The organism is Actinoplanes sp. NPDC024001 (genome assembly GCF_040638955.1).
Classification (GTDB): domain Bacteria; phylum Actinomycetota; class Actinomycetes; order Mycobacteriales; family Micromonosporaceae; genus Actinoplanes.
The window spans coordinates 24416-49150 of the sequence record NZ_JBEZZB010000025.1 but is presented as its reverse complement, the minus strand read 5'-3'; the positions used below and the strand labels follow the sequence as shown (position 1 = coordinate 49150).

19 protein-coding genes are annotated in these 24735 nt (G+C 72.3%); 9 read left to right on the top strand and 10 right to left on the bottom strand.

Annotation, left to right across the window (positions count from 1 at the left end; genetic code table 11):
* Window positions 1–85: 85 nt before the first annotated feature.
* The 6 genes from AB0F81_RS12670 (at window position 86) to AB0F81_RS12645 (ending at window position 5369) form a co-directional block, all read left to right on the top strand.
* Window positions 86–2074, top strand: a complete 1989-nt coding sequence (locus AB0F81_RS12670; RefSeq protein WP_360195379.1) for an MDR family MFS transporter — start codon at window positions 86–88, stop codon at window positions 2072–2074.
* Between the two features lie 20 nt (window positions 2075–2094).
* Window positions 2095–3303, top strand: a complete 1209-nt coding sequence (locus AB0F81_RS12665) for a hypothetical protein (RefSeq protein WP_360195376.1) — start codon at window positions 2095–2097, stop codon at window positions 3301–3303.
* A 69-nt stretch (window positions 3304–3372) separates the two neighbouring features.
* Complete coding sequence (locus AB0F81_RS12660; RefSeq protein ID WP_360195373.1) at window positions 3373–3768, top strand: DUF2752 domain-containing protein; 396 nt, start codon at window positions 3373–3375, stop codon at window positions 3766–3768.
* A gap of 8 nt (window positions 3769–3776) precedes the next feature.
* Window positions 3777–4277, top strand: a complete 501-nt coding sequence (locus tag AB0F81_RS12655; protein ID WP_360195370.1) for an RDD family protein — start codon at window positions 3777–3779, stop codon at window positions 4275–4277.
* A 61-nt stretch (window positions 4278–4338) separates the two neighbouring features.
* Window positions 4339–4764 (top strand): Rrf2 family transcriptional regulator, encoded by a 426-nt coding sequence (locus tag AB0F81_RS12650; protein ID WP_360195367.1) that lies wholly within the window; start codon window positions 4339–4341, stop codon window positions 4762–4764.
* Window positions 4761–5369 carry an NIPSNAP family protein gene (locus AB0F81_RS12645; protein ID WP_360195364.1) on the top strand — a complete coding sequence of 203 codons (609 nt, stop codon included), beginning with the start codon at window positions 4761–4763 and terminating at the stop codon, window positions 5367–5369. Before AB0F81_RS12650 ends, AB0F81_RS12645 begins: the two co-directional genes overlap by 4 nt.
* Before the next feature lie 7 nt (window positions 5370–5376).
* Here AB0F81_RS12645 and AB0F81_RS12640 read toward each other — a convergent pair whose 3' ends face one another.
* Complete coding sequence (locus AB0F81_RS12640; RefSeq protein ID WP_360195361.1) at window positions 5377–6951, bottom strand: methyl-accepting chemotaxis protein; 1575 nt, start codon at window positions 6949–6951, stop codon at window positions 5377–5379.
* A 101-nt stretch (window positions 6952–7052) separates the two neighbouring features.
* Here AB0F81_RS12640 and AB0F81_RS12635 point away from each other — a divergent pair, with 101 nt between their 5' ends.
* On the top strand, window positions 7053–7898 hold the full coding sequence (locus AB0F81_RS12635; RefSeq protein ID WP_360195358.1) for a transporter substrate-binding domain-containing protein: 846 nt from the start codon (window positions 7053–7055) through the stop codon (window positions 7896–7898).
* 90 nt (window positions 7899–7988) lie between these two features.
* Complete coding sequence (locus AB0F81_RS12630; protein WP_360195355.1) at window positions 7989–10250, top strand: FdhF/YdeP family oxidoreductase; 2262 nt, start codon at window positions 7989–7991, stop codon at window positions 10248–10250.
* On the opposite strand, the gene AB0F81_RS12625 is transcribed toward AB0F81_RS12630, so the two are convergent.
* Window positions 10247–11194 (bottom strand): glycosyltransferase family 2 protein, encoded by a 948-nt coding sequence (locus AB0F81_RS12625; protein ID WP_360195352.1) that lies wholly within the window; start codon window positions 11192–11194, stop codon window positions 10247–10249. The genes AB0F81_RS12630 and AB0F81_RS12625 overlap by 4 nt on opposite strands.
* Before the next feature lie 134 nt (window positions 11195–11328).
* Between AB0F81_RS12625 and AB0F81_RS12620 the strand changes: the two genes are divergently transcribed.
* Window positions 11329–11892 (top strand): dephospho-CoA kinase, encoded by a 564-nt coding sequence (locus tag AB0F81_RS12620; protein WP_360195349.1) that lies wholly within the window; start codon window positions 11329–11331, stop codon window positions 11890–11892.
* Window positions 11893–11931: 39 nt separating this feature from the next.
* On the opposite strand, the gene AB0F81_RS12615 is transcribed toward AB0F81_RS12620, so the two are convergent.
* From AB0F81_RS12615 to ppk2, 8 genes are all read right to left on the bottom strand, one after another.
* Window positions 11932–12744, bottom strand: coding sequence for an alpha/beta hydrolase (locus AB0F81_RS12615; RefSeq protein WP_360195346.1), 813 nt, complete (start codon window positions 12742–12744; stop codon window positions 11932–11934).
* 117 nt (window positions 12745–12861) lie between these two features.
* Window positions 12862–15108: a helix-turn-helix domain-containing protein gene (locus tag AB0F81_RS12610; RefSeq protein WP_360195463.1), complete on the bottom strand. Its 2247-nt coding sequence runs from the start codon at window positions 15106–15108 to the stop codon at window positions 12862–12864.
* Window positions 15109–15230: 122 nt separating this feature from the next.
* Entirely contained in the window at window positions 15231–16160 is a 930-nt protein-coding gene (locus AB0F81_RS12605; RefSeq protein WP_360195343.1) for a PfkB family carbohydrate kinase, read from the bottom strand.
* 29 nt (window positions 16161–16189) lie between these two features.
* Window positions 16190–18346: an ATP-binding protein gene (locus tag AB0F81_RS12600; RefSeq protein WP_360195340.1), complete on the bottom strand. Its 2157-nt coding sequence runs from the start codon at window positions 18344–18346 to the stop codon at window positions 16190–16192.
* 47 nt (window positions 18347–18393) lie between these two features.
* Window positions 18394–19740 carry an NAD(P)/FAD-dependent oxidoreductase gene (locus tag AB0F81_RS12595; RefSeq protein WP_360195337.1) on the bottom strand — a complete coding sequence of 449 codons (1347 nt, stop codon included), beginning with the start codon at window positions 19738–19740 and terminating at the stop codon, window positions 18394–18396.
* A gap of 148 nt (window positions 19741–19888) precedes the next feature.
* Complete coding sequence (locus AB0F81_RS12590) at window positions 19889–21055, bottom strand: S8 family peptidase (RefSeq protein ID WP_360195334.1); 1167 nt, start codon at window positions 21053–21055, stop codon at window positions 19889–19891.
* Between the two features lie 74 nt (window positions 21056–21129).
* Window positions 21130–23850: a cation-transporting P-type ATPase gene (locus AB0F81_RS12585; protein WP_360195331.1), complete on the bottom strand. Its 2721-nt coding sequence runs from the start codon at window positions 23848–23850 to the stop codon at window positions 21130–21132.
* Entirely contained in the window at window positions 23847–24659 is an 813-nt protein-coding gene (gene ppk2 / locus AB0F81_RS12580; RefSeq protein ID WP_360195328.1) for a polyphosphate kinase 2, read from the bottom strand. Before ppk2 ends, AB0F81_RS12585 begins: the two co-directional genes overlap by 4 nt.
* Between the last annotated feature and the right edge of the window lie 76 nt (window positions 24660–24735).

The following is a 24735-nucleotide window of genomic DNA, read 5'->3' as shown; positions in this document are numbered from 1 at the left end:
GCGAGGACGTCGAAGTCAACTTAGTTTACTTCGGCGATTTCGGATAGCCGCCACATCCCGGCGCAGCGGCCGGGAGACTCGGATCATGGCGACCGCCACCGCACCGGCCGTGCTCGGCAAGCGTCAGACGAACGTCGTGTTCGTGGCGATCCTGCTCGGGATGCTCCTCGCCGCGCTCGACCAGACGATCGTGTCGACCGCGCTGCCGACGATCGTCGCGGACCTGGGCGGCGCCGGGCATATGTCGTGGGTGGTCACCGCCTATCTGCTGGCCGAGACGGTGGCCACGGTGCTGGCCGGCAAGTTCGGCGACCTGTTCGGCCGCAAGCTGGTCTTCCAGGTCAGCGCGGTGGTCTTCGTGGCCGGCTCGGCGCTCTGCGGTGTCGCCCAGGACATGCTGATGCTGGTCGCGGCCCGGGCGGTGCAGGGTATCGGCGGCGGCGGGCTGATGGTCACCGCGATGGCCCTGATCGCCGACGTCATCCCGCTGCGCGACCGGGGCCGCTACCAGGGGGCGCTCGGTGCGGTCTTCGGCATCACCACCGTGGTCGGCCCCACCATCGGCGGCCTGTTCACCGACCACCTGAGCTGGCGCTGGGCGTTCTACGTGAACCTGCCGGTGGCCGCCGTGGTGATCGTGATGGCGGCCCGCGCCCTGCCGTCGATCCGCTCCACCGCCCGCCCGATCATCGACTACGCCGGCATCGGACTGGTCGCCGCCGGCGCGACCAGCATGATCCTGGCCCTGGAGTGGGGCGGCAAGGAGTACGCCTGGACCTCGCCGATCATCATCGGCATGTTCGCCGCCGCGATCGCGCTCTTCACCGGCTTCGTCCTGGTCGAGGTGCGGGCCCGGGAGCCGATGCTGCCGATGCGGCTGTTCCGCAACTCGGTCTTCACGGTCTGCTCGACGCTCAGCTTCATCGTCGGGTTCGCGATGCTCGGCGCGATGACGTTCCTGCCCACCTACCTGCAGTACGTCGACGGCGTCTCGGCCACCGCCTCCGGCGTGCGCACCCTGCCCATGGTCGCCGGCCTGTTCCTCACCTCGATCCTCTCCGGCAACTTGGTCAGCCGCACCGGGCGCTACCGGATGTTCCCGATCGCCGGCGGCGCGGTGATGACCGTCGGGCTCTACCTCATGTCGACCATGGATGCCGGCACCAGCACCTGGCTGGAGTCGCTCTACATGTTCGTGCTGGGCGCCGGGATCGGCCTGTCCATGCAGGTGCTCACGATCGTCGTGCAGAACACCGTGCCCTACGCGGATCTGGGCACGGCCACGTCGGGCGTGACGTTCTTCCGTACCCTCGGCAGTTCTTTCGGCACCGCGGTCTTCGGCAGCCTGTACAGCAGCCGCCTGGAGTCGGAGATGGGCGGCGCGCTCGCCGCCACCGGCGTGCCGCCGCCGACCGCCCAGGAGCCGGCCGCGCTGAACGCGCTCGACCCGGCCCTGGCCGCGCCGATCATCGCGGCCTACGCGGACGCCATCAATCACGTCTTCCGCTGGGTGGTCCCGGTCGCCCTGCTCGGTTTCCTGGTCGCCTGGTTCCTCAAGGAGCTGCCGCTGCGCGACAGCGCCCGGGCGCACGCCGCCGACGTCGGCGAGGGCTTCTCGCCGCCCGCCTCGGACGACCGGGTGAGCCAGCTGGAGAGACAGATCAGCGACACGATCCGCCGCGGTGGGGTGGGCCTGGAGAACGTTCTGGCCGAGTCCGGCGCGACGCTGAGCCCGTCGCAGGCCTGGGCGATGGGGCAGACGCACCTGCACACCACGGCCCGGGGGCGGGCCGAGCTGCCCGAGATCGCCGGCCGGTACCGGATGCCGGCCGACGTGCTGCGCCCCGCGTTCGCCGACCTCTGCCAGGCCGGATACGCCCGCCTGGACGGCGACACGGTGCAGTTGACCGAGGCCGGCGAGGCGCAGTTCGAGCGGGTCTGGGACGCCTGGCGCGGGTGGCTCGACGCGCATCTCGACGACATCACGATGGCTGATCCGCAGGACCGGGCGCTGCTCGACGAGGCGCTCGGCAAGGTCGCCACCCGGCTGGTCGACGAGCAACGACTGCACTGAGCGTCGGCTACTGTCCACGAATGGGATTGCTGGACAAATTCCTCGGCTCACCGCAGCGCCGGTTCGCCCAGCTCGCCCTCCGGGTCGCCCGTAACACCCCGGGGGTGGAACGCGCCGTCTACCAGCCGGACGAGTTCGCGATCGCGATCCATCGGGCCGGCGGCGCCGGCCCGGCACGCCTCTACCTCTCCAACGTCTACCGCGAGACCATGGACGCCACCCCGGCGGAACGCCGGGAACGGCTGGTCAAGCTGGTCCGGCTGATGGCGGCTCCGCCGCCCGAGGACACCTGGGAGACGGTACGTCCCAAGCTGCGCCCCGTGGTCCGCCCGGTGACCTTCGGTGTCGCCGGCCCGGTGGGGTTGCGCCCGCCGCTGTCCCGTCCCGCCATGCCGTTCCTGCGGGAACTCGTGGTGATCGACACTCCGGAGGCGATGGCCTACGTCATCCCGGACCGCCTCGACGAGTGGGGCGTCACCGCCGACGAGGTCTTCGCCGCGGCCCGGGAGAACCTCGCCGAGATCGCCCGCCGCTCCCTGGAGCAGCCGTGGCCCGGCGGCCCGAGCGTGATCCGCATGATCGACGACGGCGACGGCTACTTCACCTCGCTGCTGCTCACCCCCGGCTGGCTCGCCGAGGTGGGGGATCGGATGGGCGCCCCGGTGCTGGCCTTCGCGCCGGACAACAACACGCTGCTGCTCGCCCCGCTGCCCGACGAGGCGGCCGACGAGCTGTACGCGCTGGTCGAGAAGAACTTCCAGGAGGCGGTGCGGTACCTGTCGCCGGTCGGTTACGTCGCCGGTCCCGGTGGGCCGGTGATGCCGTACGCGCCGCCGCCCGGCCACCCGCACCACACCGCCGCCCGCCGGGCCGACGCCGTGCTGGCCCTCACCGAGTACTCGAACCAGACCGACTGGCTGGCCGAGCAGTACGCGAAGGCCGGCGTCGACGTGCACGTCGGCCGGCTGATCGCGGTCGAGCCGTCCGACGGCGGCCCGGCCGAGACCATCGCGACGTGGGTGGAGGGTGCCAGCACGCTGCTGCCCCGGGCCGACTCGGTCGCCTTCGCCCGGGCCGGCACCGGCGTCGAGTTCCGGGTGCCGTGGCACGTGGTCGAGGAGCAGGCCGGCCTGCGGCCCGAGCCGATCCTGGCGCCGTCGCGCTATCGGGTGGACAACTGGCCGCCGCCCACCGTCATGGTCGAGTTGCGCAGCCACGAGATCGGCTGATCGGCAGGGTCGCGCGACGGGCTCAGCCACCTTTATGATCTTCGAACTTTTCAAGATCATGAGGTGCGCATGCGTGAGTTCTCCGTGCCCGAGCGGCTCGGCGGCTTCGGAGCGCTCGTTGCTGTCGCGGCGGTGGCCTGGCCCGCCGTCAGTGCCCGCACCGGGGCGGCTCTGCCGTGCCCGCTGCGCACGCTGACCGGTGTGCCGTGCCCCGCCTGCGGCCTGACGACCGCTGCCGTCGCGTTCGTGCGCGGCGAGTTCGGCGCGGCGTTCCACGCCAATCCTCTGATCTTCGGGCTGGCGGGTCTCACCGTCGCGTCGGGTGTGCTTGTCGCCCTGCGTGCCGGGGGAGTGCTCGGCGGCCCGCGCCCGTGGTCGCCCGAGCGGCGGCGACGGGTGGGATGGCTTGCCGCCGTGCTCGCCACCGCGAGCTGGCTCTTTCAGTTGCACCGGCTCACCGTTTAAGGAACAACGTGACATATCCCCCGAACAACCCGTACGCCCAGGTTCCCCCGCAGGCGTACCCCACCCCGCAGGGCTACGGCGCCCCCGCGGTCGCCCCCTCCTACGCCGGCTGGTGGCAGCGCGTCGGCGCCTACCTGATCGACGGGCTCTGCGTCCTGCCGTTCAGCCTCCTGGGCATCTTCCTCGGCCAGGGAACCGACGAGGTGACCGGTGCGACCACGATGAACGCGCTGTACCCGATCTTCACCCTGATCGGGGTGGCGGTCTTCGCCTACAACCGCTGGTTCGTGGCCGGCAAGACCGGTCAGAGCTGGGGCCGCAAGGCCATCGGCATCAAGCTGGTCGCCGTCAGCACCGGGATGCCGATCGGCGCCGGCAAGGCGTTCGTCCGCGACCTCGCCCACTTCTTCGACGGGATCAGCTGCTACATCGGCTACCTGTTCCCGATCTGGGACGCCAAGAAGCAGACCTTCGCCGACAAGATGCTCAGCACCGTCGTCGTCCGCTGAGGTCCCACCCGCTGACGGCGGGGTTGCGGCGTTGCCGCTGGCTGTAATAGAAATTGTTACGATGGCTTCGAACAGCAGAGTGACGATCGCGGCGCACGCGCTGGCGTGGCTGGAGCTGGCCCGCCGGCGCGGGCGTCCGTGGCTCACCTCCGACGAGGTGGCGGCCAGCGTCAACACCAACCCGGTGATCCTGCGCCGCAGCCTGGGCGACTTGCGCCGGGCCGGCCTGGTCACGGCCCGGCGTGGCACCGGCGCGGGCTTCGCCCTGGCCCGCCCGGCCGAGGAGATCTCGCTGTTCGACGTGTGGACGGCCGTCGAGGCCGAGCCGCTGCTCGCGCTGCACCACTCGGAGCCCAACCTGGAGTGCCCGGTGGGCCGCGGCATCCGCCCGGTCCTGGCCGATGTCTACGACGAGGCGACCACCGCGTTCGGGGCGGCGCTCGCCCGGCGCACGATCGCCGACATCCTGGAGAGGATCCTGACGTGATCGTGGAGCTCCGGCAGTACACGTTGCGCCCCGGCCGCCGCGACGAGCTGATCGAGTTGTTCGACCGCGAGTTCGTCGAGTCGCAGGAGGAGCTCGGCATGGCCGTGCTCGGCCAGTTCCGCGATCTCGACCGGCCGGACATGTTCGTCTGGCTGCGCGGCTTCCCCGACATGGCGGTGCGCGGCCGCGCGCTGCGCGAGTTCTACAGCGGTCCGGTGTGGAAGGAGCACGGCCCCGCGGCGAACGCGACCATGCTCGACTCCGACGACGTGCTGCTGCTGCGCGCGATCGTCGCGCCCCCGGCCTCGGCCCGCGACACCCGCCGCCCGCCGGCGGCGCTGCGGGCGACGATCTGGTACCGCGAGCGCCCGTTTGACGACGAGTTCACCCGCTGGTTCACCGGCCAGGGCACGGGGGCCGTGGCCGTCGCCGCGACGGAGTACGCGGAGAACAACTTCCCGGCCCTGCCGGTGCGCGAGGGCGAGCACGCCTTCGTCTGGCTCGGCCCGCCGGCCGGTGGCGAGGTCGACGTTCCCGAGCGGTTCGGCGTGACGCGGACCGAGCGGCTGCGCCTGGAGCCGACCACCCGCTCCGCGCTTGGCTGACCGGCCGTCAGTGCCGGAACTGCTCCGACACCAGGCGCAGCTGGTGCGAGAGCTGTGACAGCTCCGACGCCGCCGCCTCGGTCTGCGTGGCCGCCTCGTGGGTCAGCGTGGTGGTGTCCGCGACCCGCCGGATCGAGTCGGAGACGCCGGCCGCCGAGCGCACGGCGGTGGTGACGCTGGCGACGATCTGGTCGGTCGCGTTCTTCTGGTTCTCCAGGGCCGTGGAGATGGTGCGCTGCAGTTGATCGATGCGGGCGATGACCTCGCTGATGCGGGTGATCGCGTCGAACGCGCCCGCGGTGTCGCGCTGCATGGCCGTGACCTTGGCGGAGATGTCGCCGGTGGCGGAGGCGGTCTCCTGGGAGAGGTCCTTCACCTCGCCGGCGACCACCGCGAACCCCTTTCCCTGCTCACCGGCCCGCGCTGCCTCGATGGTCGCGTTCAGGGCCAGCAGGTTCGTCTGCTCGGCGATGCCGGTGATGATGCTGACCACCGCGGACACCTCCTCGCTGGAGGCGCGCAGCCGCTCGATGGTCCGGTTGGTGTTCGCGGCCAGATCGACGGCCTCCTTGGCGACCAGGTCGGCCTCGGCCACGGCCGTGGTGATGTCGCTGATCGAGGTCTCCAGCCCACGTGCCGCGGCGGTGGTCTCGTCGACGCTGCTGGTGACCTGGATGATCTCCTGGCTGGCCTGCCCGGCCTCGCTCGACGCGGTTCCCGCGCCCTCGGAGAGCTGCTTGCTGGTCGCGGTCAGCTCCTCCGAGGCGGCGGCGACCGAGTTCGCGTTGCCACCGATCTCGATCATCGCGGTGCGCAGCGACCCGACGATCGCGTTGAGGCTGGTGCCGAGTTGGGCCAGCTCGTCACCGCCGGGCAGCGAGGCGTCCACGGTCAGGTCGTAGGCGGCGATGGAGCGCGCGGCGGCGAGGCTGTGGTCCATCCGCTGGGCGATGCGGCGGGCGAGCAGCAGGGCCGCCCCACCGAGGACCAGCGCGGCGAGGATGCCGATGATCAGGGTCTGCAGTTTCGCGCGGGAGGCGGCGGAGGTGGCCTCGGCGTACGACTGCTGCACCTGCTCCGCGATGGCGGTGTCGAGCCGGGCCAGCGCCTCGCCGGCTTTCGCGTCGACCGCGTCGTAGGCGGGCCGGGCGGCGAGGGCGGCCGTGCGGTTCGGATCGGAGGCGACCCGGCTGGCGAGGGTCACCATCCGCTGGCCGGAGGCGATCAGCTCGTCGAGCACCGGCAGCACCGCGTCGGCCTGCGGGCGCAACTCGGGAACGTGGCGGATCACGTCGTCGATGCCGGCCCGGGCCTGGGCGACGTTCTCGCCGAGGCGGTCGAGGGCCTCCTGGCGCTCGGTGGCGTTGTTCGACACCAGCGTGGCCAGGACGTTGCCGCGGAACAGTGCCCGGGCGGTGTCGGCGGACTGGACGGCCTGCTGCGCCGAGGCCGCGGCACGTGCGGTGGTCTGCTGGCCGGCGATGGCCGAGATGCCCTGGTAGCCGATCGCTCCAGCCACGATGACCAGCAGAAATCCGGCAACTGCCAGGCCGGCGATCTGACGCCGGATGGTGAACGTCACGGTGACCCCCTCTCTCGCACGGTAACCGGCCCAAGGTGCACAAGTAGGGCGTCTGCCCTAAGGCGGCACCGAAACCGGCCGAAGGGAAGCCGGAGGTCGACATGCGAATCCTGGCGCTCCTGCTCGCTGCCACCGTCACCACGGCGGCGCTGAACGGCTGCACGGACACGGAGGAGACGGCCGGCACGCCCGTCGACCGTCTCGCCGAGGCCGTGGCGGCGCTGCCGGAGTCGATCAAGCAGTCCGGAACCCTGGTCGTCGGGACGGATCCGACGTTCGAACCGATGACCTTCAAGAAGGGCACGGCCTACGCCGGGCTCGACGTGGATCTGGCCGAGGCGATCGCCGGCAAGCTCGGCCTGACGACGACGTGGCGGACGGTCAGCTTCGGCGATCTTCTCGACCAGGTCGCCGGCCACGAGATCGACATGTCCATCTCGTCGATGTTCGACCGGGCCGAACGGCAGAAGAAGGCCGACTTCGTCAACTACCTCAACGCGGGGACGTCCATCGTCGTACCGAAGGGGGTCGGCGACATCGGCGGCATGCCCGGACTGTGCGGCCGCCGGGTCGCGGCGCAGCCCGACACGGTGTTTGTCGAGATGGCCACGGCGCAGAAGCGGGACTGCGGCCGCAAGAAGCTGACCGTGCTCGAGTCGGGGAGCCCGTCGGCGGACGTGCGGGACGGGAAGGCGGACGCCGCCCTCAACGACTTCCCGATCGCCGCCCTGGAGGTCGAGAAGATGAGGACCATCGAACTGTCCGGCCCGCAGATCGAGGCCATCCCGTACGGCATGGGGATCGCCAAGGACCGCCGGGAACTCACGACCGCGGTCCAGGCCGCGCTGTACGCGCTGATCAAGGACGGCACCTACGACGCCCTGCTGGCCAAGTGGAAGGTCAAGGAGGGCGCCCTGCGCACCGGAGCCATCAACGGAGGCGCCTGACGGGCAAGCATTGTTTGCGGAGGAGAGTTGCCCGGGCGGGGCGTGGTCACGAAGACTCGGGATGATCCACTCGCGCCGCCTGGAGGTCTGATGTCCGCACCCCTGCCCGACGACGATGCCGAACTGCGGGTCGGGCCGCCCGCCGACCACGCGGCGGGGCTGCAGGCGGTGCGGCTCAGCCTGACCAACGCCGTCCAGAAGATGGGTGTGCGCAAGGCCGTGCGCAACCTGCGCGACCTCAACCAGCACGACGGTCTCGACTGCATGAGCTGCGCCTGGCCGGACCCGCAGGGGCGCCGGCACGCGGCCGAGTTCTGCGAGAACGGGGCGAAGGCGGTCTCCTGGGAGGGACAGCGCGACACCGTCGGACCGGAGTTCTTCGCCCGGCACTCGATCGCCGAGCTGGCCGGGCAGAGCGACCACTGGCTGGAGAAACAGGGCCGGCTGACCCATCCGATGGTGCGCCGCGACGGCGCCGCGCACTACGAGCCGATCTCCTGGGACGACGCGTTCGCCCTGATCGGGCAGCACCTGAACGCCCTGGACAGCCCGGACCAGGCGGCCTTCTACACGTCCGGCCGGGCCAGCAACGAGGCCGCGTTCGTCTATCAGCTGTTCGCCCGCGCCTTCGGCACCAACAACCTGCCGGACTGCTCGAACATGTGCCACGAGTCGACCGGCACCGCCTTGATGCGCACCATCGGCGTGGGCAAGGGCTCGGTCACCCTGGAGGACCTGCACCGGGCCGACCTGATCGTGGTCTCCGGGCAGAACCCCGGCACCAACCACCCGCGCATGCTGACCGCGCTGGAGATCGCCAAGCGGGACGGCGCGAAGATCCTGGCGATCAACCCGCTGCCGGAGGCCGGGTTGCTGCGCTTCGACAACCCCCAGAAGGTACGCGGGATGGCCGGGCGTGGCACGGCACTGGCCGACCGGCTGCTGCGGATCCGCTCGAACGGCGACCTCGCCCTGTGGCAGGCGATCGGGCACCTGCTGCTGCGCCGGAACGTGGCCGACCGGGAGTTCATCGAGTCGTCCACGGTCGGCTTCGAGGCCTGGGCCAAGCACCTCGCCGAGGTCGACCGGCCGACGATCGAGAAGGCCACCGGGCTGACCTGGGCCGAGATCGAGGAGGCCGCGGACATGCTGGCCTCGGCGAAACGCATCGTGCACTGCTGGGCGATGGGCATCACCCAGCACCGCAACGCGGTCGCCACGATCAAGGAATTCGTCAACGTCGCCCTGCTGCAGGGCATGATCGGCAAGCCGGGTGCGGGACTCTGCCCGGTACGCGGCCACTCCAACGTGCAGGGCGACCGGAGCATGGGCATCTGGGAGAAGCCCCCGGCGATCTTCCTGGACCGGCTGCGCGACGAGTTCGGCTTCGAACCGCCCCGCGAGCACGGGTTCGACGCGGTCGACACGGTGAAGGCGTTCCGGGACGGGCGCGCCACGGTGTTCCTGGCCCTGGGCGGCAACTTCGTGGCGGCCATGTCGGACACGGCCGTCACCGCCGCCGCGATGCGGGGCGCCGCGCTGACCGTACAGATCTCGACCAAGCTCAACCGCAGCCATGTCGACGCCGGCCGCACCGCTCTGATCCTGCCCACCCTGGGACGCACCGAGCAGGACCGGACCGGCGGCCGCGACCAGCGGATCACCGTCGAGGACTCGATGTCGGCGGTGCACGCCTCCCGGGGCCGCTCGGCCCCGGCCGGGCCGCTGCTGCGCTCCGAGGTCGACATCCTTTGCGGCATCGCCCGGGCCACACTCGGTGACCGGCACGGGATCCCGTGGGCCGGGTTCGCCGAGGACTACGAGCGGATCCGGGAGCGGATCGGGCGGGTGGTGCCCGGCTGCGACGGGTACGCCGAGAAGATCAACAACGGTGGGTTCACCATGCCGCACCCGCCGCGGGACTCCCGCACCTTCCCGACGCCGGAGGGCAAGGGCGTCTTCACGGTCAGCCCGCTGCAGGTGCTGACCGTGCCGCCGGGCCGGCTCGTCCTGCAGACCCTGCGCAGCCACGACCAGTTCAACACCACCGTCTACGGGCTCGACGACCGCTACCGGGGCATCCGGTCCGGGCGCCGGGTGGTCTTCATCAGCGCGGCCGACCTGGCCGAACTGGGCTTCGCCGACGGCGACACGGTCGACCTGATCTCCGAGTGGGAGGACGGGATCAGCCGCCGCGCCGACCGGTTCCGCCTGGTCGAGTACGACACCCCGAAGGGCTGCGTCGCCGCCTACTACCCGGAGACCAACCCGCTCGTGCCGCTGGACTCGCAGGCCGAGGAGAGCGGCACCCCGACGTCGAAGTGGGTGGTGGTCCGCCTGGAACGGCGCTAGCTGTTGTCGCTCTCGAAGAGCCCGGCGAGGGTCTCCACGCCGCCGCCCCAGGCGGCGGCGAACACGGCCGCGACCACGGTCGCGGCCCGCAGCGCGTGGAACATGCCCCGGCCGCTGCCGGCCTGCACCAGGTTGCGGCCGACGGCCCGGGGCAGGGTACGGCGCAGGTAGTCCTTCTCCGCGCCGAGCTCCTGGTCCTTCGGCATGAGGCCGGCCATCTGCACCTTGCCCCGGCCCTCGGCGTAGCAGCGGCGCATCAGGAAACCGAACGTGGAACGGTCGGCGGGCACCTCGTGGTCGATCACGGCGTGCGGGACGTACATCCAGTAGCCGCCGTTGACCGAGCTCATCCGCAGGCACAACTCGGTGTCCTCGGGCCGGTTCTGGTCGCCGAGCTTGCCGAAGCCGGTGCGGAAACCACCGACGGCGAGGAACGCGTCGCGCCGCACGATCATGTTCGCCGACCAGACGTTGCGGATCGGCGAGGTGGTGGTGGGCATCCCGGTGTAGGAGACGCCGACCGCCCAGAGCAGCTCGTCCGGCAGCCACGCCGGGCGCGGCCCCGCCCAGGCCGGGACGATGCCGCCGCCGGTGCCGACCACCCGCGGATCCACGAACGGCGCCAGCTGGCCGGCGAGCCAGGTGGGGCTCGCGACGGTGTCGTCGTCGAGGAAGGCGATGAACGGGGTACGCGTGTGGAACGCCCCGGTGTTGCGGTTGCCCGAGGCGCCCCGCGCGTAGACGTTCTCCAGCACGGTGACGTCGCCGAACTCCTGCTTGACCCGCGCCGCCATCGCCGGGTTGTGGTCGACGGCCACCACGATCTCGGCGGCCGGGTGGGTCTGCGTGCGGGCGGACGCGACCGTGCGGGCGAGCGAGTCCCACCGCCGCTCGCTGTGGGTGGGGATGACGATGCTGACGGCGGTGCTGCCTGTGTGTTCCATGACCGGTGCTCCTGGCGGTTCGCGATGAGGATCAGCAGCCTCGCCGAGCTTCCTGTGCCTGAGCTGTGGTTTCCGTTACGGCAGGTGACGATGCTGATGACTGTGACGGGGATCCCTTGCGTAACCTTCCGGGCATGGGAGCGGGGGAGAGCTGGCCGTCGGCGGCGGCGCAGCCGGTGGTCGCCTGGGCACGGACCCGACCGCCCGGCACGGCCCGGCGGCGGGTGCTCGCCGTCGAGGGCCACTCCGGCTCGGGCAAGACCACCCTCGCCGCGGCCGTCGCCGGCCGGCTCGGCGCCCCACTGATCCACATGGACGACCTGTACGCGGGATGGGACGGCCTCACCGCCGGCGTGACCGCCCTGCACGACTGGATCCTGGCGCCGCTCGCCGAGGGCCGCCCGGCGTCCTGGCGACGGTGGGACTGGGACGCGGGGGAGTACGCGGAGTCGCACCAGGTCCCGGAGGCCGGCTGGCTGGTGGTGGAGGGCGTGGGCTCGGGTGGGCGGGTGCTCCGGCCGTACCTGTGCGGGTTGATCTGGCTGGAGAGCCCCACCGCGGCGCGCAAGCGGCGCGCCCTGGCCCGCGACGGCGACATGTTCGCGCCCCACTGGGACCGGTGGGCGCGGCAGGAGGCCGCCTTCTACGCGGCCGAGCGCGTCCGTGAGACCGCCGACCTGATCATCGAGAACGCCTGAACGGGCGGGCGCACAGCGCCCGCCCGTTCGGGGTGCGGATCAGCGAGCGGCGCGGCGGATCAGGTCGGCCGTGGCGCGGGCCTGGGAGATCAGGGCGACGTGCGAGGCGTTGACCTCGACGGTGCGCGAACCCGCACGCCGGGCCATGAAGCGCTGCGCGGCCGCCGGGATCAGGTTGTCGTTGCGGGCCACCAGGTAGTAGGACGGGATCGTCTTCCAGGCCGGCTCGCCGGACGCCGTCTGCAGGGTGCCGCCGTCGCCGGGGCGCTGGGTGGCCCACAGGATGTCGGCGGCCGACTGCGACAGATCACCGGCGAAGACCTCGCGGAAGACGGCCTTCTTGACGTAACCGTCGATGCTGTGGCCGCCGGGAACCGGGTAGGGGCGGAAGTCGAGCGCGTCCAGGGTCAGCTTCGTGCCGGGGAACATGTTCTGCAGGTGCTCCACCGTGTCACCGGCGGCCGGCGCGAACGCGGCCACGTAGACCAGCGCCTTGACGTTCGGGTTGCCGGTCGCGGCGTTCGTGATCACCACGCCGCCGTAGGAGTGGCCGGCCAACACGATCGGGCCGGGAATCGTGGCCAGGAAGCTCGCCAGGTAGGCGGAGTCCGAGGCGACACCGCGCAGCGGGTTCGCCGGCGCGATCACCGGGTAGCCCTCGCGGGTCAGCCGGCTGATCACCTCGGACCAGCCGGTGGCGTCGGCGAAGGCGCCGTGCACCAGCACGATGGTCGGTTTCGGGCCCTTGCCACCGGCGGCGGCGGGGCTGCCGGCCGCGGCGAGCGTGGCGCCTGCGGCGGCCACGGCCGCGGTGCCGGCCAGGACGGTCCGTCGGGATACGGGTGCAGTCATGGTTGAGGTCAGAACCTTTCATCCGTACGACGGCGCGTGGCGTCACGCCCGGCGTACGGTGAGCCAATCAGCGCGGCGCGTGCCGGACCATGCAGGACGACCGGCAGAAGTGGCGGCTCAGGCGCGCAGCGTGGCCAGCCGTGCCGTCGCCAGCCCGGCCAGGTCGGGCGCCGCGTCCTCCAGCAGCTCCACGGCGCGGGTCAGGTCGTCGCGGGCCGCGCCGGCGGCGCCCAGCCCGGCCCGGGCCAGCCCCAGAACCAGGTGCACGTGCCCGATGTTGTTGGCCTCCCCGTGTTCCAGGGCGAGCGGCAGCGCCAGTTCCGCCTCGTGCAGCGCCTCCGCCCAGCGGCCGAGGTCGGCCAGCGTGTGCGCCGCCGAGGTGCGGCTGACCGCGGTCGCGGCCAGCGCCGGGCGGGGCGCGACCGGGCGGGCCCGCACCTCATCGAGGGTCGCCCGGAACTGGGCCAGGGCCTCCTCGTGCCGCCCGAGCCGCCGCAGCACCGTGCCGATGCCGGGAAACAGCTGCAGGTAGCCGTCGTGGTCGCCGGCCGCGTCGGCCAGCCGCTGCGCCTGCTGGTACGCGTGCAGCGCCTTGGTCAGCTGCCCGTCGGCGCGCCAGGCGTCGCCCGCGTACTGCAGGGCCCACGCCTGCTGCTTGACGTCGCCGACCTCGATCGCCAGCAGGTGCGCGGCGCTGGCGGCCATCGCGCCCTCGGCGAACCGGTGCACGCAGTGGGTGGCCGCCCAGGACAGGTAGTTGAGGTGGGTGACCTCCTGCCGCCGGTCGGGAAGCCGGGCGGCCGCCTCGCGGGACAGGCGGTAGACGTCGTACCAGCCGGGCCAGGTGAGCATGGTGTCGGAGAACCAGTGCAGCGCCTCGGCCACGTCGACGACCCGCTGGTCGTCGCCGGCCTCCGCGGCGTCGTGCAGGGCGCCGAGCCAGTTCGCCGCCTCGGCCTGCAGCCAGGCGCCGGCCTCCTCCAGGGTGGCCAGCGGCACCAGGCCCTGCCAGCCGGCGGGCAGCGCGCCGTATCCGGGTTCGAACCACCGGCCGGCCACGACGGTGGTCTCCAGCAGCCACGCGGTCATCCGCCGGCGGGTGGCGGCCCGGCCCTCCGGCGGTTCCTCCACCCGCAGCCGTTCGGCGGCGAACAGGCGGATCAGGTCGTGGAAGCGGTAGCGGTCGAGGCCTTCCGGTTCCAGCAGGCCGAGTTCGACGAGTTCGTCGAGGCGGTCGGCGGTGTCGTCCGGGTCGGCGCCGGTGAGCACGGCGACGAGCGGCGCGGCGAAGTCGGCGCCCGGCACGTGCGCGAGCCGGCGGAACAGCGCCCGGCCCTCGCCGGAGAGCTGTGCGTGCGACAGCGCGAACGCGGCCGCCACCCCGGTGTCGCCGGTGCTCAGCACGGCCAGCCGCCGGTCGGCGTCGGCGAGCCGGTCCACCAGGTGCGCGACCGTCCACGCCGAGCGGGTGGCCAGCCGGGTGCCGGCGATCCGCAACGCCAGCGGCAGGTGCCCGCAGAGCTGGGACACCTCGGCCACCGCGGTGGCCGCGGCCGGGTCGGCGGCCTGCCCGGCGATCGCGCCGAGCAGTGCCGCGGACTCGTCCGGCGTCAGCGGTGTCAGCCCGATGCGCAGCACCCCTTCCAGCCCGCCGAGCAGCCGCCGGCTGGTCACCAGGACCGGTCCGGCGCCGGCGCCGGGCAGCAGCGGCCGCAGCTGTGCCTCGTCGGCGGCGTTGTCCAGGACCAGCAGGCACTGCCGGTCGCGCAGCGCGGCGCGGACCTGGCTGCACCGCTGTTCGGCCGAGTCGGCGATGCGCCGGGGATTGACGTCGAGCGCCCGCAGCAGCTGCCGGGCGACCTCGCCGGCGCTCGGCGGCGCCGGGTCGACCCCGCGCAGGTTGAGATGCAGCACCCCGCCCGGGAACCGGTCGCCGAGCAGCTCGGCGGCGCGCACGGCGAACGCGGTCTTGCCGATCCCGGCCTGCCCGTGCACCACGATCACCGGCGCGGGTCCGCCGGGCACGCTGCCGGCGGCATGCCGCCGGACAAGATCAAGTTCTTCGGTACGGCCGACGAAGTCCGTCACGGCACGAGGCGGCTCGGTACGGTGCGGCCGCGCGTCCACTGTGCGCAGTCGCAGCTCCCGGGCCGCCGCGGCCAGCCGCTGGTGCTCGTCCTCGGCGAGGCCCAGCGCGGTGGCCAGGGCGGCCAGGGTTCGCGGCTGCGGCGCCCGGCTGCGCCCGCGTTCCATGTCGCTGATCGCGCGCACGCTGACGCCGGAGGCTTCGGCGAGCTGTTCCATGGTCAGCCCGGCGTCCCGGCGCAGCGCGCGCAACCGGACCCCGAACCCCGGCTCGCCCATGATCACCCGGCGATCGTATGCGCCACCTGCCAGCCCGTGTGACCCCGCGGCGCGCAGCGCACCGCAAGTTCACACGGTGCTCGGTGGTGTGTGAAGTCGCGGTGGGATGAGGTGCCGTGAGTTCACACGGTGGTCAGGCGGACTCGGCCGGTGAGTTCGACGATCGCCTCGCGGCGGCCGGTGCCGAGGCCGTGGCGGGTGACGTTGACCGCGCCGGCCGCCGCGCCGGTGCGGACCGCCTCCTCCAGGTCGCCGCCGCGGGCCAGGACGGCGGCCACACCGGCGGTCATCGAGTCGCCGGCGCCGCGGTGGTCGACCACCTCCAGGGAGGGGAGTTCGACCAGGAACGGCTCGCCGTCCAGGAGGGCGACGCCGGGCTGGTCGGCCCGGCTGATCAGCACCGACTCGGCGCCGTCCGCGCGCAGCTTGCGGGCGGCCTCGACCAGGGCCTCGACGCTGTCGTCACGGGCCCGGCCGGCGTCCAGCAGCTCCTCGTGGCTGACCTTGAGGAAGGCGACACCACCGGCGAGGACGGCGGTCAGGTCGTCGCCGGACAGGTCGGCGACCACCGCGCTGCCGTGCGTGCTCAGGTCGGTGGCGAGCCGCCGGTACACCTCGGGGTCGACGACACCGCGGGCCTCGACTCCACTGAGGACGCTGACCCTGGAGCGCAGGCCGGCGGCGAGGGCGTTGCTGTAGAGCTCGTCGAGGTCGTGCCGGCCGAGCGGGGCGCCACCGAACTCGGCGATCTCGGTGCGCGAGCCGTCCCGGCGATCGTGCACGTACCACCCGCTGCTGGTGGAGCGGCGTACCATCCGTACCTCGATGTCCTCGTCCTCCAGCAGGCGTGCGATGACGCCGCCGATCTCGCCGCCGGCGGCGGCGCAGAGGGTGACCGAGGCGCCCAGCCCGGCGCACATCCTCGCCTGCCAGATGCCCTGCCCGCCGGGATGGACGTGCAGTTCCGCTTCGTCGGCCTGTTGTTCGATGGTCACGGTCAGCTGGGGCACCGGTGCGAAGACCATGACGGTGCCGGGGTCGTCGGCGGGCATGAGAAGGACGCTACCCGGCCGGACCCTCGTCAACCTTGGATGGCGCGGGCTGTGACACCGCTCACGAATTCCTGCTGCTCAGACAATTCGGCCGGCAGTGTGAAGGTGAAGATCGTGCCGCCGCCCGGATTGGGAGCGGCTTCGATGTGCCCGCCGTGCCGTTCCACGATCCGGCGGCAGATCGCCAGGCCGAGCCCGGTGCCCGGATGGCCGGTCCCGTTGCTGGCCCGGTGGAAGCTGTCGAAGACCGCGGCGTGCTCGCCCTCCGGGATGCCGATGCCCCGGTCGGCGATCTGGACGCACACCGCGCCGTCGGCGCCGGTCCGCGCCGTGATGTCGATCCGCGGCGCCTGCCCCGGCGGGGTGTACTTGATCGCGTTGCCCACCAGGTTGTCGACGACCTGCCGCAGCAGCACCGGGTCGGCGCACACCGTCGGCAGGCTGCCGACGAAGACGTCCGGGCGGTCCGCGGCGGCGGCCGGGGCGTCGATGCGGGTGGTGACCACGTCGTCGACGACCGTACGCAGGTTCACCTCGGCGATCCGCAGGGTGGCGTCGCGGGCCGCGGTGTAGTCGAGCAGCTCCGTGATCAGCCGCTCCATCCGGCCCGCCCCGCTGATCACCTTGCCGGCGCCGCGGCGGGCGAACTCCAGGTCGGCCGGGTCCGCGTTCAGTGCCTCGACGATCAGCTCGGCGTACCCCCGTACCGTGGTCAGCGGGGATTTGAGGTCGTGGGCGACGACGCCGGCGAAGCCGCGGAGTTCGGTCTCGACCCGCTTGCGATCGGTGATGTCGTGGAAGACGGCGACCGCGCCGCGCTCGCCGGAGGCGGTCTCCATCGGCCGGGCCGACACACTGATCACCCGCCCGTCGGGGTGCACGTCGTTGCGGACCACCATCTCGACCTGGTCGGAGTCCGCCCCGGCGAGCGCGCGCACCAGCGGCAGCTCCTCGGCCGGGAACGGGGTGACCCCGTCCAGCCGGTACAGCCCGAACTGCTCGGGCCAGGTCCGGGCGTCCGGCTCCATCTCGGAACGGCCCAGGATCCGCTGGGCGGCCGGATTGTGCAGCAGGAAACCGCCGCCCGGGGCGACCACGCCGACACCGTCGCTGATCCCGTCGAGGACCGCCCGCAGCAGGGTGGCCTGCCGGCGCGTCTCGACCTGGCCGGCCCGCAGGTCGGCGGTGGCGGCCCGGACCTGGGCCTGGGCCCGTTCCCGGCCGGTGGCCAGCACCCAGACCAGCACGGTGAGCAGCAGGGCGAGGCTCAGCCCGCCGCCGGCCACCGCGAGCGGCAGCCCGGTCCGGGCGCCCGGCAGCCGGTCACCCACGGCGGCCAGGTGCAGCGTCCAGATGCCGTCGGCAACCGGCACCGAGACCGTACGTTCCAGGTCGCGCTCACCGGCGACGGCCGAGCGCAGCTCGGCGACCGCGACCGGCCGGCGCCCGGCGTCGTCGGCCCGCAGCGAGAGATCGAGGACCCCCTGGGCGGCGTGCGCGAACGTGGCGCCCATGAAAGCCTGGCCGCGCACCGCGAGCTGCACCCAGCCGAACAGCTCTCCCTGCCGGTGGATGGGCGCGGCCAGCACGAACGAGTTCTGCCGCTGCGCCTCGGGCAGACTGCGGTCGGCGATCAGGTGATAGGTGTCCGACACGCTCACGTCGCGCCGGCGGCGAGACTCGGCCAGGGCGGCCGCCGGGGCCGGGGCCTGCAGCATGTCGATGCCGATGGGCACCGCGACACCGTCGAGCGACGTCACGAGCACCGAGAAGGCGTGATCGCCGTCGCCCCGAGGTGCCAGGGTGAGATCGGTGGCGCCCCGGTTCCGCCAGGTCTGCTGCACCCGGGCCACGTCCCGGTCGGCGGCCGGCACGATGAGCGCGACCGACGAGGCGCCGGCCAGCCGCATGTCCCGCAACGGCTGGGTGATCCGGGCGTACTCGGCGGCGGTCAGCGTCTCCTGCGCGCCGGCGGCGGCCGCGGCCATCCGCATGGTGTCGATGTAGCGCTGGGTCTCGAACCGCACCGTCTCGGCGGCCGCCGAGGTGCGGCGGTCCATCTGCACCTCGGCCGCCGCGTCCTCCCGCTCGGCGAGCAGCGCGCCGACGCCCAGCGTCGTGCCGCAGCCGAGCAGGGCCACCAGCGCGCTGAGCGCCACGGCACGGCCCGGTCCGATACGGCTCACTCCAGCCCTATCGGACGCGGGCGGCCCCTGACTGAGCGCGTTCGCCGTTACGACCGGACGGGCGTCCGTTCCGGCTCCTCGGCGACTGCCGCGGCCCGCATCGCGGCCCGGGCCAGCACCTGCTGGCTGGTGACCGCCCGCTCCGCGCGGCCCCGGCCGCCGAAGGCGACCGCCCAGCGCACCAGCGAGCTCATCCGGTTGCGGCCCTTCGGCAGGTACGCCCAGTGCACGCCGAGCCAGAGCAGCCACCCGGCGAGCCCGGACAGCCGCAGCCCGGGCAGGTCGGCGACCGCCGAGAACCGCGACACCGTGGCGATGTTGCCCTTGTCGAGGTAGCGGAACGGCTTGCCGGCCGGTTTGCCGGCGAGCCGGCGCCGGATGGTGCGGCCCGCGTAGGCGCCACCCTGGATCGAGACCTGGGCGACGCCCGGCAGGTTGTCGAGGCTCATCAGGTCGCCGACCACGAAGATCTCCGGGTGGCCGGGCACCGTCAGGTCCGGCTCGACCCGGATCCGCCCGGCCCGGTCGGTCGGCGCGCCGGTGGCTTCGGCGATCCGGCGGGCCAGCGGCGCGGCCGTGACGCCGGCGCTCCACACCTTGGTCATGGCGGCCAGCCGCTCGGTGCCGTTCGCGGTCGCCAGCTCGACGCCGGCCTCGTCGACGTCGACGACCCGGGTGCCGACCCGCACCTCGACGCCGAGCTTGCGCAGCCGCTTCTCGGCCCGCGCGGACGACTTCGGGTGGAAGGTCGGCAGGATCCGGTCGACCGCGTCGACCAGCACGATCCGGGCCTGCGCCGGATCGATCCGGCGGTATTCGCCGGGCAGCGTGCGGTGGGCGATCTCGGCGATCTGACCGGCCAGCTCCACGCCGGTGGGGCCGGCGCCGACGACCACGAAGGTCAGCCACCGCTCGGCGGCGGCCGGGTCGGTCTCCAGCTCGGCCATCTCGAAGGCGCTCAGGATCCGGGCGCGCAGCTCGACGGCGTCGTCCAGGCTCTTCAGGCCGGGCGCATGCTCGGCGAAGCGGTCGTTGCCGAAGTACGACTGCGCGGTGCCGGCCGCCACGATCAGGGTGTCGTAGGGAACCTGGTACGGCACACCGCCCGGCGCCGCCGCGGTGACCGTGCGCGCCTCGACGTCCACATCGGTCACCCAGCCGAGGAGCACCTCGGCGTTGCGCTGACGACGGAACAGCTCGCGGACCGGCGTGGCGACCTCACCGGGGGAGAGGACACCGGTGGCGACCTGATAGATGAGCGGCTCGAACACGTGGTGGTTCGTTCCGTTGAGGACGGTCACGTGGGCCGGCGCGGTGCGGAGTGCCTTGGTGGCGTACCGCCCGCCGAAGCCGGCGCCGATCACGACGACGCGGTGTTGTGCCTGCTCAGTCATGGAAATCACGCTCCTTGCTCCGTCAAGTAAAACGGATGGAGCGGGTCCGGAAGTCCCTCCGGGGCAGCGACGATGATCACGGCGCCGGGCTGTCACAAAACGAGGGGGCCCGTCGTCGCGGGCCCCCTCGGTCGGTGTCCGGCTGCGGTTACTGCACCACGAACAGCAGGCGGTTCGGCGAGCCGCTGCCCGGGCTGGTGACCACGTTGGGGGTGGCGTTGCTGGTCAGCGCCGATCCCACCTGGGCCGGGGTGTAGGACGGGTTGCGGGACAGGACCAGGGCGGCCGCGCCGGCCACGTGCGGTGACGCCATCGAGGTGCCGCTGATCGTGTTGGTGGCGGTGTTGCTGTTGTACCAGGCCGAGGTGATCGACGAGCCCGGCGCGAAGATGTCCAGGCAGCTGCCGTAGTTGGAGAAGCTGGACCGGGCGTCGGTGCTGGTGGTGGAGCCGACGGTGATGGCGCTCGCGACCCGGGCCGGCGAGGAGCTGCAGGCGTTGGCGTTGGAGTTGCCGGCCGCCAGGGCGTAGGTCACGCCGGAGGCGATCGAGTTGGCGACCGCGTTGTCCAGCGCGGTGCTCGCGCCGCCGCCCAGGCTCATGTTGGCGACCGCGGGCTTGACCGCGTTCTGGGTGACCCAGTTGACGCCGGCGATGACCCCGGCCGTGGTGCCGCTGCCGGAGCAGTTCAGCACCCGGACGCCGACCAGTTTCACGGCCTTCGCCACACCGTGGGTGGAGCCGCCGACCGTACCGGCGACGTGCGTGCCGTGGCCGTTGCAGTCGACCCCGCCGGTGCCGACCGCGTCGTAGCCGGGTGTGGCGCGGCCGCCGAACTGGCTGTGCGTGTACCGGATGCCGGTGTCGATGATGTAGGCGGTGACGTTCGAGGCGGTGACCGGATAGGTGTAGGTGGTGCTCAACGGCCGGTTCCGCTGGTCGATGCGGTCCAGGCCCCAGGTGGCGTTGGTCTGGGTGGCGCTGAGCTGGATGGTCTGGTTCTGCTCGACGTAGGCCACGTCGGAGTGTGCCGCCAGCCGCTTCGCCTGGGTCTCGGTCATGCCGGCCTCGAAGCCGTTGATCACCCGGCCGAAGCTGCGCCTGACCGTCGCCCCGTACGCCTTGCTGAGTTTCGCCTGCTGTGCGCCGGACTTGAGAACCACGATGTAGCTGCCCGGGATCGCGTCGGCGGAGCCGGCGAGCCGGATCTCGCCGGTTGCCGGGGCTGCCGCGGCCGGGGTCCCCGTCGCGACCACCGCGGTGGCCAGTGCGAACAGGCCGGCGGCCAGGATGTGGCCGTGTCGTCGAGTCGCCATCTTCTTCCTCTCTCGTTGCCTGGAGAGAGCGTATGGGCGATCACGGCGTTCATCTATATATCGAAATAGCTATATCAATGTGAACGCACTCGGCGGAGCTGGACCACCCGGTCGACTGCGAGCACCGCCGGGGCCACCAGCGAGAGGCCGATCACGCCCAGCCACTGCCCGCCGGACAGCGACATGGTGTCGAGCAGCCGCTGCAGCATCCCGAGCTCCACGGCGGCCCAGGTCAGCACCCAGCCGAGGATGATCCAGCCGAGGTAGGGGAACAGCGGCGAGGACCACGGGGCCTCGCGCTCGCGGCGCATCAGCAGGCCGATGTTCAGGGCGCTGAGCGAGACCACGGCGAAGGCCATCGTCATGGACGCCGACGGCTCGGTGGTGCTCGGCTCGTCGGGGCCCCAGGCCAGCAGGGCCAGGGCCGTCGCGGCGACGATGAACCCGGTGATCACCCAGCGCACGATCTGCGGTGTGCTGACGATCCGGGTGCCGGGCCTGCGGGGCGGCCGCTGCATGACGCCGGGGTCGGGCACGTCGACGATGAAGCCGATCACGACGGTGATGACCACGAAGAACTTCGCGAACAGCAGCTGCAGCGGGAAGAGGGCGACGCCGCCGTTGATGTTCAGGACGGTGGCGAACACCATCAGCTGCAGCACCGAGGAGAGGATGGTCAGCTGCAGCCGGACGTACGAGCTGATCCGGCGGTAGATGTCGCGGCCCAGGTCGACGGCACGGACCAGGGTGGCGAAGTTGTCGTCGGTCAGCACGATCTTCGCGGCCTGTTTGGACACCTCCGACCCGCTGCCCATGGCGACGCCGACGTCGGCCTGCTTGAGCGCCGCCGCGTCGTTCACGGCGTCGCCGGTCATCGCGACCACGTCGCCGGACTCCTGCATGAGGCGGGCGAGCCGCAGCTTGTCCTCCGGCGCCACCCGCCCGAAGACGTGCAGTTCGGGCAGCCGGGCCACGACCTCCTGGTCGGACAGCCGGCCCAGTTCGGTGCCGGTGATCACGCCGGGGCCGAGACCCAGGTCGTCGGCGATGGCGCGCGCCGTGACGGTGTGGTCGCCGGTGATCATCCGGACGTCGATGCCGGCTCCCAGGGCGACGGCCACGGCGTCCTTGGCCTCGGCGCGCAGCGGGTCCATGATGCCGACGAGCGCGACCAGGACCAGGTCGGTGACCGCGGACATCGGGTCGTCGAGCGCGGCGGCCATGGCGGCGTCGTCCAGGTCGCGGGCGGCGAAGCCGAGCACCCGCAGGCCGCGTTCGGAGAGCTTGCCGACCGCCCGCAGGATCTCGTCGCGGACCGTGCCGATCGGCACCAGCTCGCCGTTCCACAGCGCCCGGCTGCATCGCTCGAGGACGACGTCGGGCGCGCCCTTGACGCTGGCGAAGTGCGGCCTGCGCAGGATCCCGCCGGTCATCGACGCGGGCCGGTCGTGGAACGTGGCCATGAACTTGTACTCGGAGTCGAACGGCACCTCGGCGCGGCGCGGCATCGCCTCCCGGGTCTGCTCGGCGTCCACGCCCATCTTCGCGGCGAGCACCACGAAGGCCGCCTCGGTGGGATCGCCGATGACCGTACCGTCGTCGCCGACCGTGGCGTCGGTGCACAGGGTCAGGCCCAGTGCGAGGCGGTGGAAGTCGGGCAGCTCGCTGCCGGCCGTACCGAGGATCTGCCCGGTCTTGCGATAGCCGGCGCCCTCGACGCGGAACCACTGGCCGCCGGCGAGCATCGTGGTGGCCGTCATCGCGTTCATCGTCAGCGTGCCGGTCTTGTCGCTGTTGATGACTGTGGTGCCGCCCAGGGTCTCGACGTCGGTCAGCGACTTCACCACGGCCTTCAGCGCGGCCAGCCGGCGTGCGCCCGAGGAGAGCATGGCCTGCACGAAGGTGGGCAGCCCGTCCGGGATCGCGGAGATCGCGGTGGAGACGCACAGCAGCACCAGCGTGCCGAGCTCCTCGCCGCGGACCAGGCCGAAGATCGCGATGACCGCGACGGCCAGCCAGGCGACCAGGCCGAAGATCTTGGTCAGACCGTCGAGCTCGCGCTGCAGCGGCGAGCGGGTTCGCTTGGTCGCGGTGACCATGTCGGCGATCCGGCCCATCTGCGTGGCCCGGCCGGTGTCGGTCACCACCAGCGTGGCCGTGCCCCGGGTGACCTGCGTGTTCTGGAAGAGCAGGTTCGTCCGGTCACCGAGCGCCAGCTCCGCGTCGGGCAGGGTGGTGCGGTCCTTGGCGACCGGCGCGCTCTCCCCGGTGAGCGCGGCCTCCTGCACCTCCAGCGAGGCGGAGACGAGGATCCGCCCGTCGGCCGGGACGATGTCGCCCGCCTCCAGCAGCACGATGTCGCCGGGCACCAGCGTCGTCGAGTCGACCTGCTCGGTCTGCCCGGCCCGGCGGACCCGGGCCCGCGGCACCTGCAGCTGGGCCAGGGCCTCCACGCTGGCCCGGGCCTTGAGCTCCTGGTTGGTGCCCATGACCACGTTGAACAGGACCAGCGCCAGCACCACGAGGGCGGTCGCCACCTCGGCGATGGCGAGGCTGGCGCCGCCGACGATCAGCAGCATGATGTTCATCGGGTTGGCGAGCTGGCCGCGTGCGATCGCCCACCGGCTCGGCGGCGGTTCGACGGGCAGCTCGTTGCGGCCGTAGCGGTCCAGGCGGCGGGCGGCCTCGTCGCCGGCCAGCCCGCGGTCCGGGTCGACGCCGAGCTGCTCCGCGGCTTCCGGCGCCGCCACGGCGTACCACGGGCGGTGCTCGGCGGCGGGTTTGACGGCGGTCATGACAGTTCCCCGTACGGCGTCGGGATGTGCCGCAGCGGCAGAGCCGGATCCCGGTATCCGCCGGCTTCCTGCCGGCGTGGCAGTTTCACGTCCCGGGGCTTGAGCGGCTCGTACGGCACCTGGCTCAGCAGGTGGCTGATGATGTTGAGGCGGGCCCGTTTCTTGTCGTCGGTGTTCGCGACGAACCACGGCGCCCAGGTGGTGTCGGTGCGGGCGAGCATCTCGTCGCGGGCCCGGGAGTAGTCGTACCAGTGGCGGTACGACTTGAGGTCCATGTCGGACAGCTTCCACACCTTGCGCGGATCGTGGATGCGGCTCTCCAGCCGGCGGGTCTGCTCGTCCGGGCTGACCTCCAGCCAGTACTTGAGCAGCAGGATCCCGGAATCGGTCATCGCCTTCTCCCAGACCGGGACGCTCTGCAGGAACCGCTCGGTCTCGTCCGGCGTGCAGAAACCCATCACCCGTTCGACGCCGGCCCGGTTGTACCAGGACCGGTCGAAGATCACGACTTCGCCGCCGGCCGGGAAATGCGCGACGTAGCGCTGCGCGTACATCTGGGTCCGCTCGCGCTCGGTGGGGGTGGGCAGCGCGACCACCCGGAACACCCGGGGGCTCACCCGTTCGGTGATCCGCTTGATGGTGCCGCCCTTGCCGGCCGTGTCGCGGCCCTCGAAGACCACACAGATCTTGGCGCCGGAAGCCTTCACCCACTCCTGCATCGCCACGAGCTCGCCGTGCAGGTGCCGCATCTCGGCCTCGTAGGCCCCGCGCTTCATCCGCGCGTGGTCCTTCTCCTTCTTCTTGGGCATGGCGATGCCTTTCGGATCCGGGGGCTCCACGGGCGGCGCGGAGCGGCAAGGGCAGTCTGCCGCCGGGAGTGGATCC

Coding starts and splice junctions, on each gene's coding strand:
- AB0F81_RS12670 (WP_360195379.1), top strand. CDS start 86: ATGGCGACCGCCACCGCACCGGCCGTGCTCGGCAAGCGTCAGACGAAC.
- AB0F81_RS12665 (WP_360195376.1), top strand. CDS start 2,095: ATGGGATTGCTGGACAAATTCCTCGGCTCACCGCAGCGCCGGTTCGCC.
- AB0F81_RS12660 (WP_360195373.1), top strand. CDS start 3,373: ATGCGTGAGTTCTCCGTGCCCGAGCGGCTCGGCGGCTTCGGAGCGCTC.
- AB0F81_RS12650 (WP_360195367.1), top strand. CDS start 4,339: ATGGCTTCGAACAGCAGAGTGACGATCGCGGCGCACGCGCTGGCGTGG.
- AB0F81_RS12635 (WP_360195358.1), top strand. CDS start 7,053: ATGCGAATCCTGGCGCTCCTGCTCGCTGCCACCGTCACCACGGCGGCG.
- AB0F81_RS12630 (WP_360195355.1), top strand. CDS start 7,989: ATGTCCGCACCCCTGCCCGACGACGATGCCGAACTGCGGGTCGGGCCG.
- AB0F81_RS12625 (WP_360195352.1), bottom strand. CDS start 11,194: ATGGAACACACAGGCAGCACCGCCGTCAGCATCGTCATCCCCACCCAC.
- AB0F81_RS12620 (WP_360195349.1), top strand. CDS start 11,329: ATGGGAGCGGGGGAGAGCTGGCCGTCGGCGGCGGCGCAGCCGGTGGTC.
- AB0F81_RS12615 (WP_360195346.1), bottom strand. CDS start 12,744: ATGACTGCACCCGTATCCCGACGGACCGTCCTGGCCGGCACCGCGGCC.
- AB0F81_RS12610 (WP_360195463.1), bottom strand. CDS start 15,108: ATGGGCGAGCCGGGGTTCGGGGTCCGGTTGCGCGCGCTGCGCCGGGAC.
- AB0F81_RS12605 (WP_360195343.1), bottom strand. CDS start 16,160: ATGCCCGCCGACGACCCCGGCACCGTCATGGTCTTCGCACCGGTGCCC.
- AB0F81_RS12595 (WP_360195337.1), bottom strand. CDS start 19,740: ATGACTGAGCAGGCACAACACCGCGTCGTCGTGATCGGCGCCGGCTTC.
- AB0F81_RS12590 (WP_360195334.1), bottom strand. CDS start 21,055: ATGGCGACTCGACGACACGGCCACATCCTGGCCGCCGGCCTGTTCGCA.
- AB0F81_RS12585 (WP_360195331.1), bottom strand. CDS start 23,850: ATGACCGCCGTCAAACCCGCCGCCGAGCACCGCCCGTGGTACGCCGTG.
- ppk2 (WP_360195328.1), bottom strand. CDS start 24,659: ATGCCCAAGAAGAAGGAGAAGGACCACGCGCGGATGAAGCGCGGGGCC.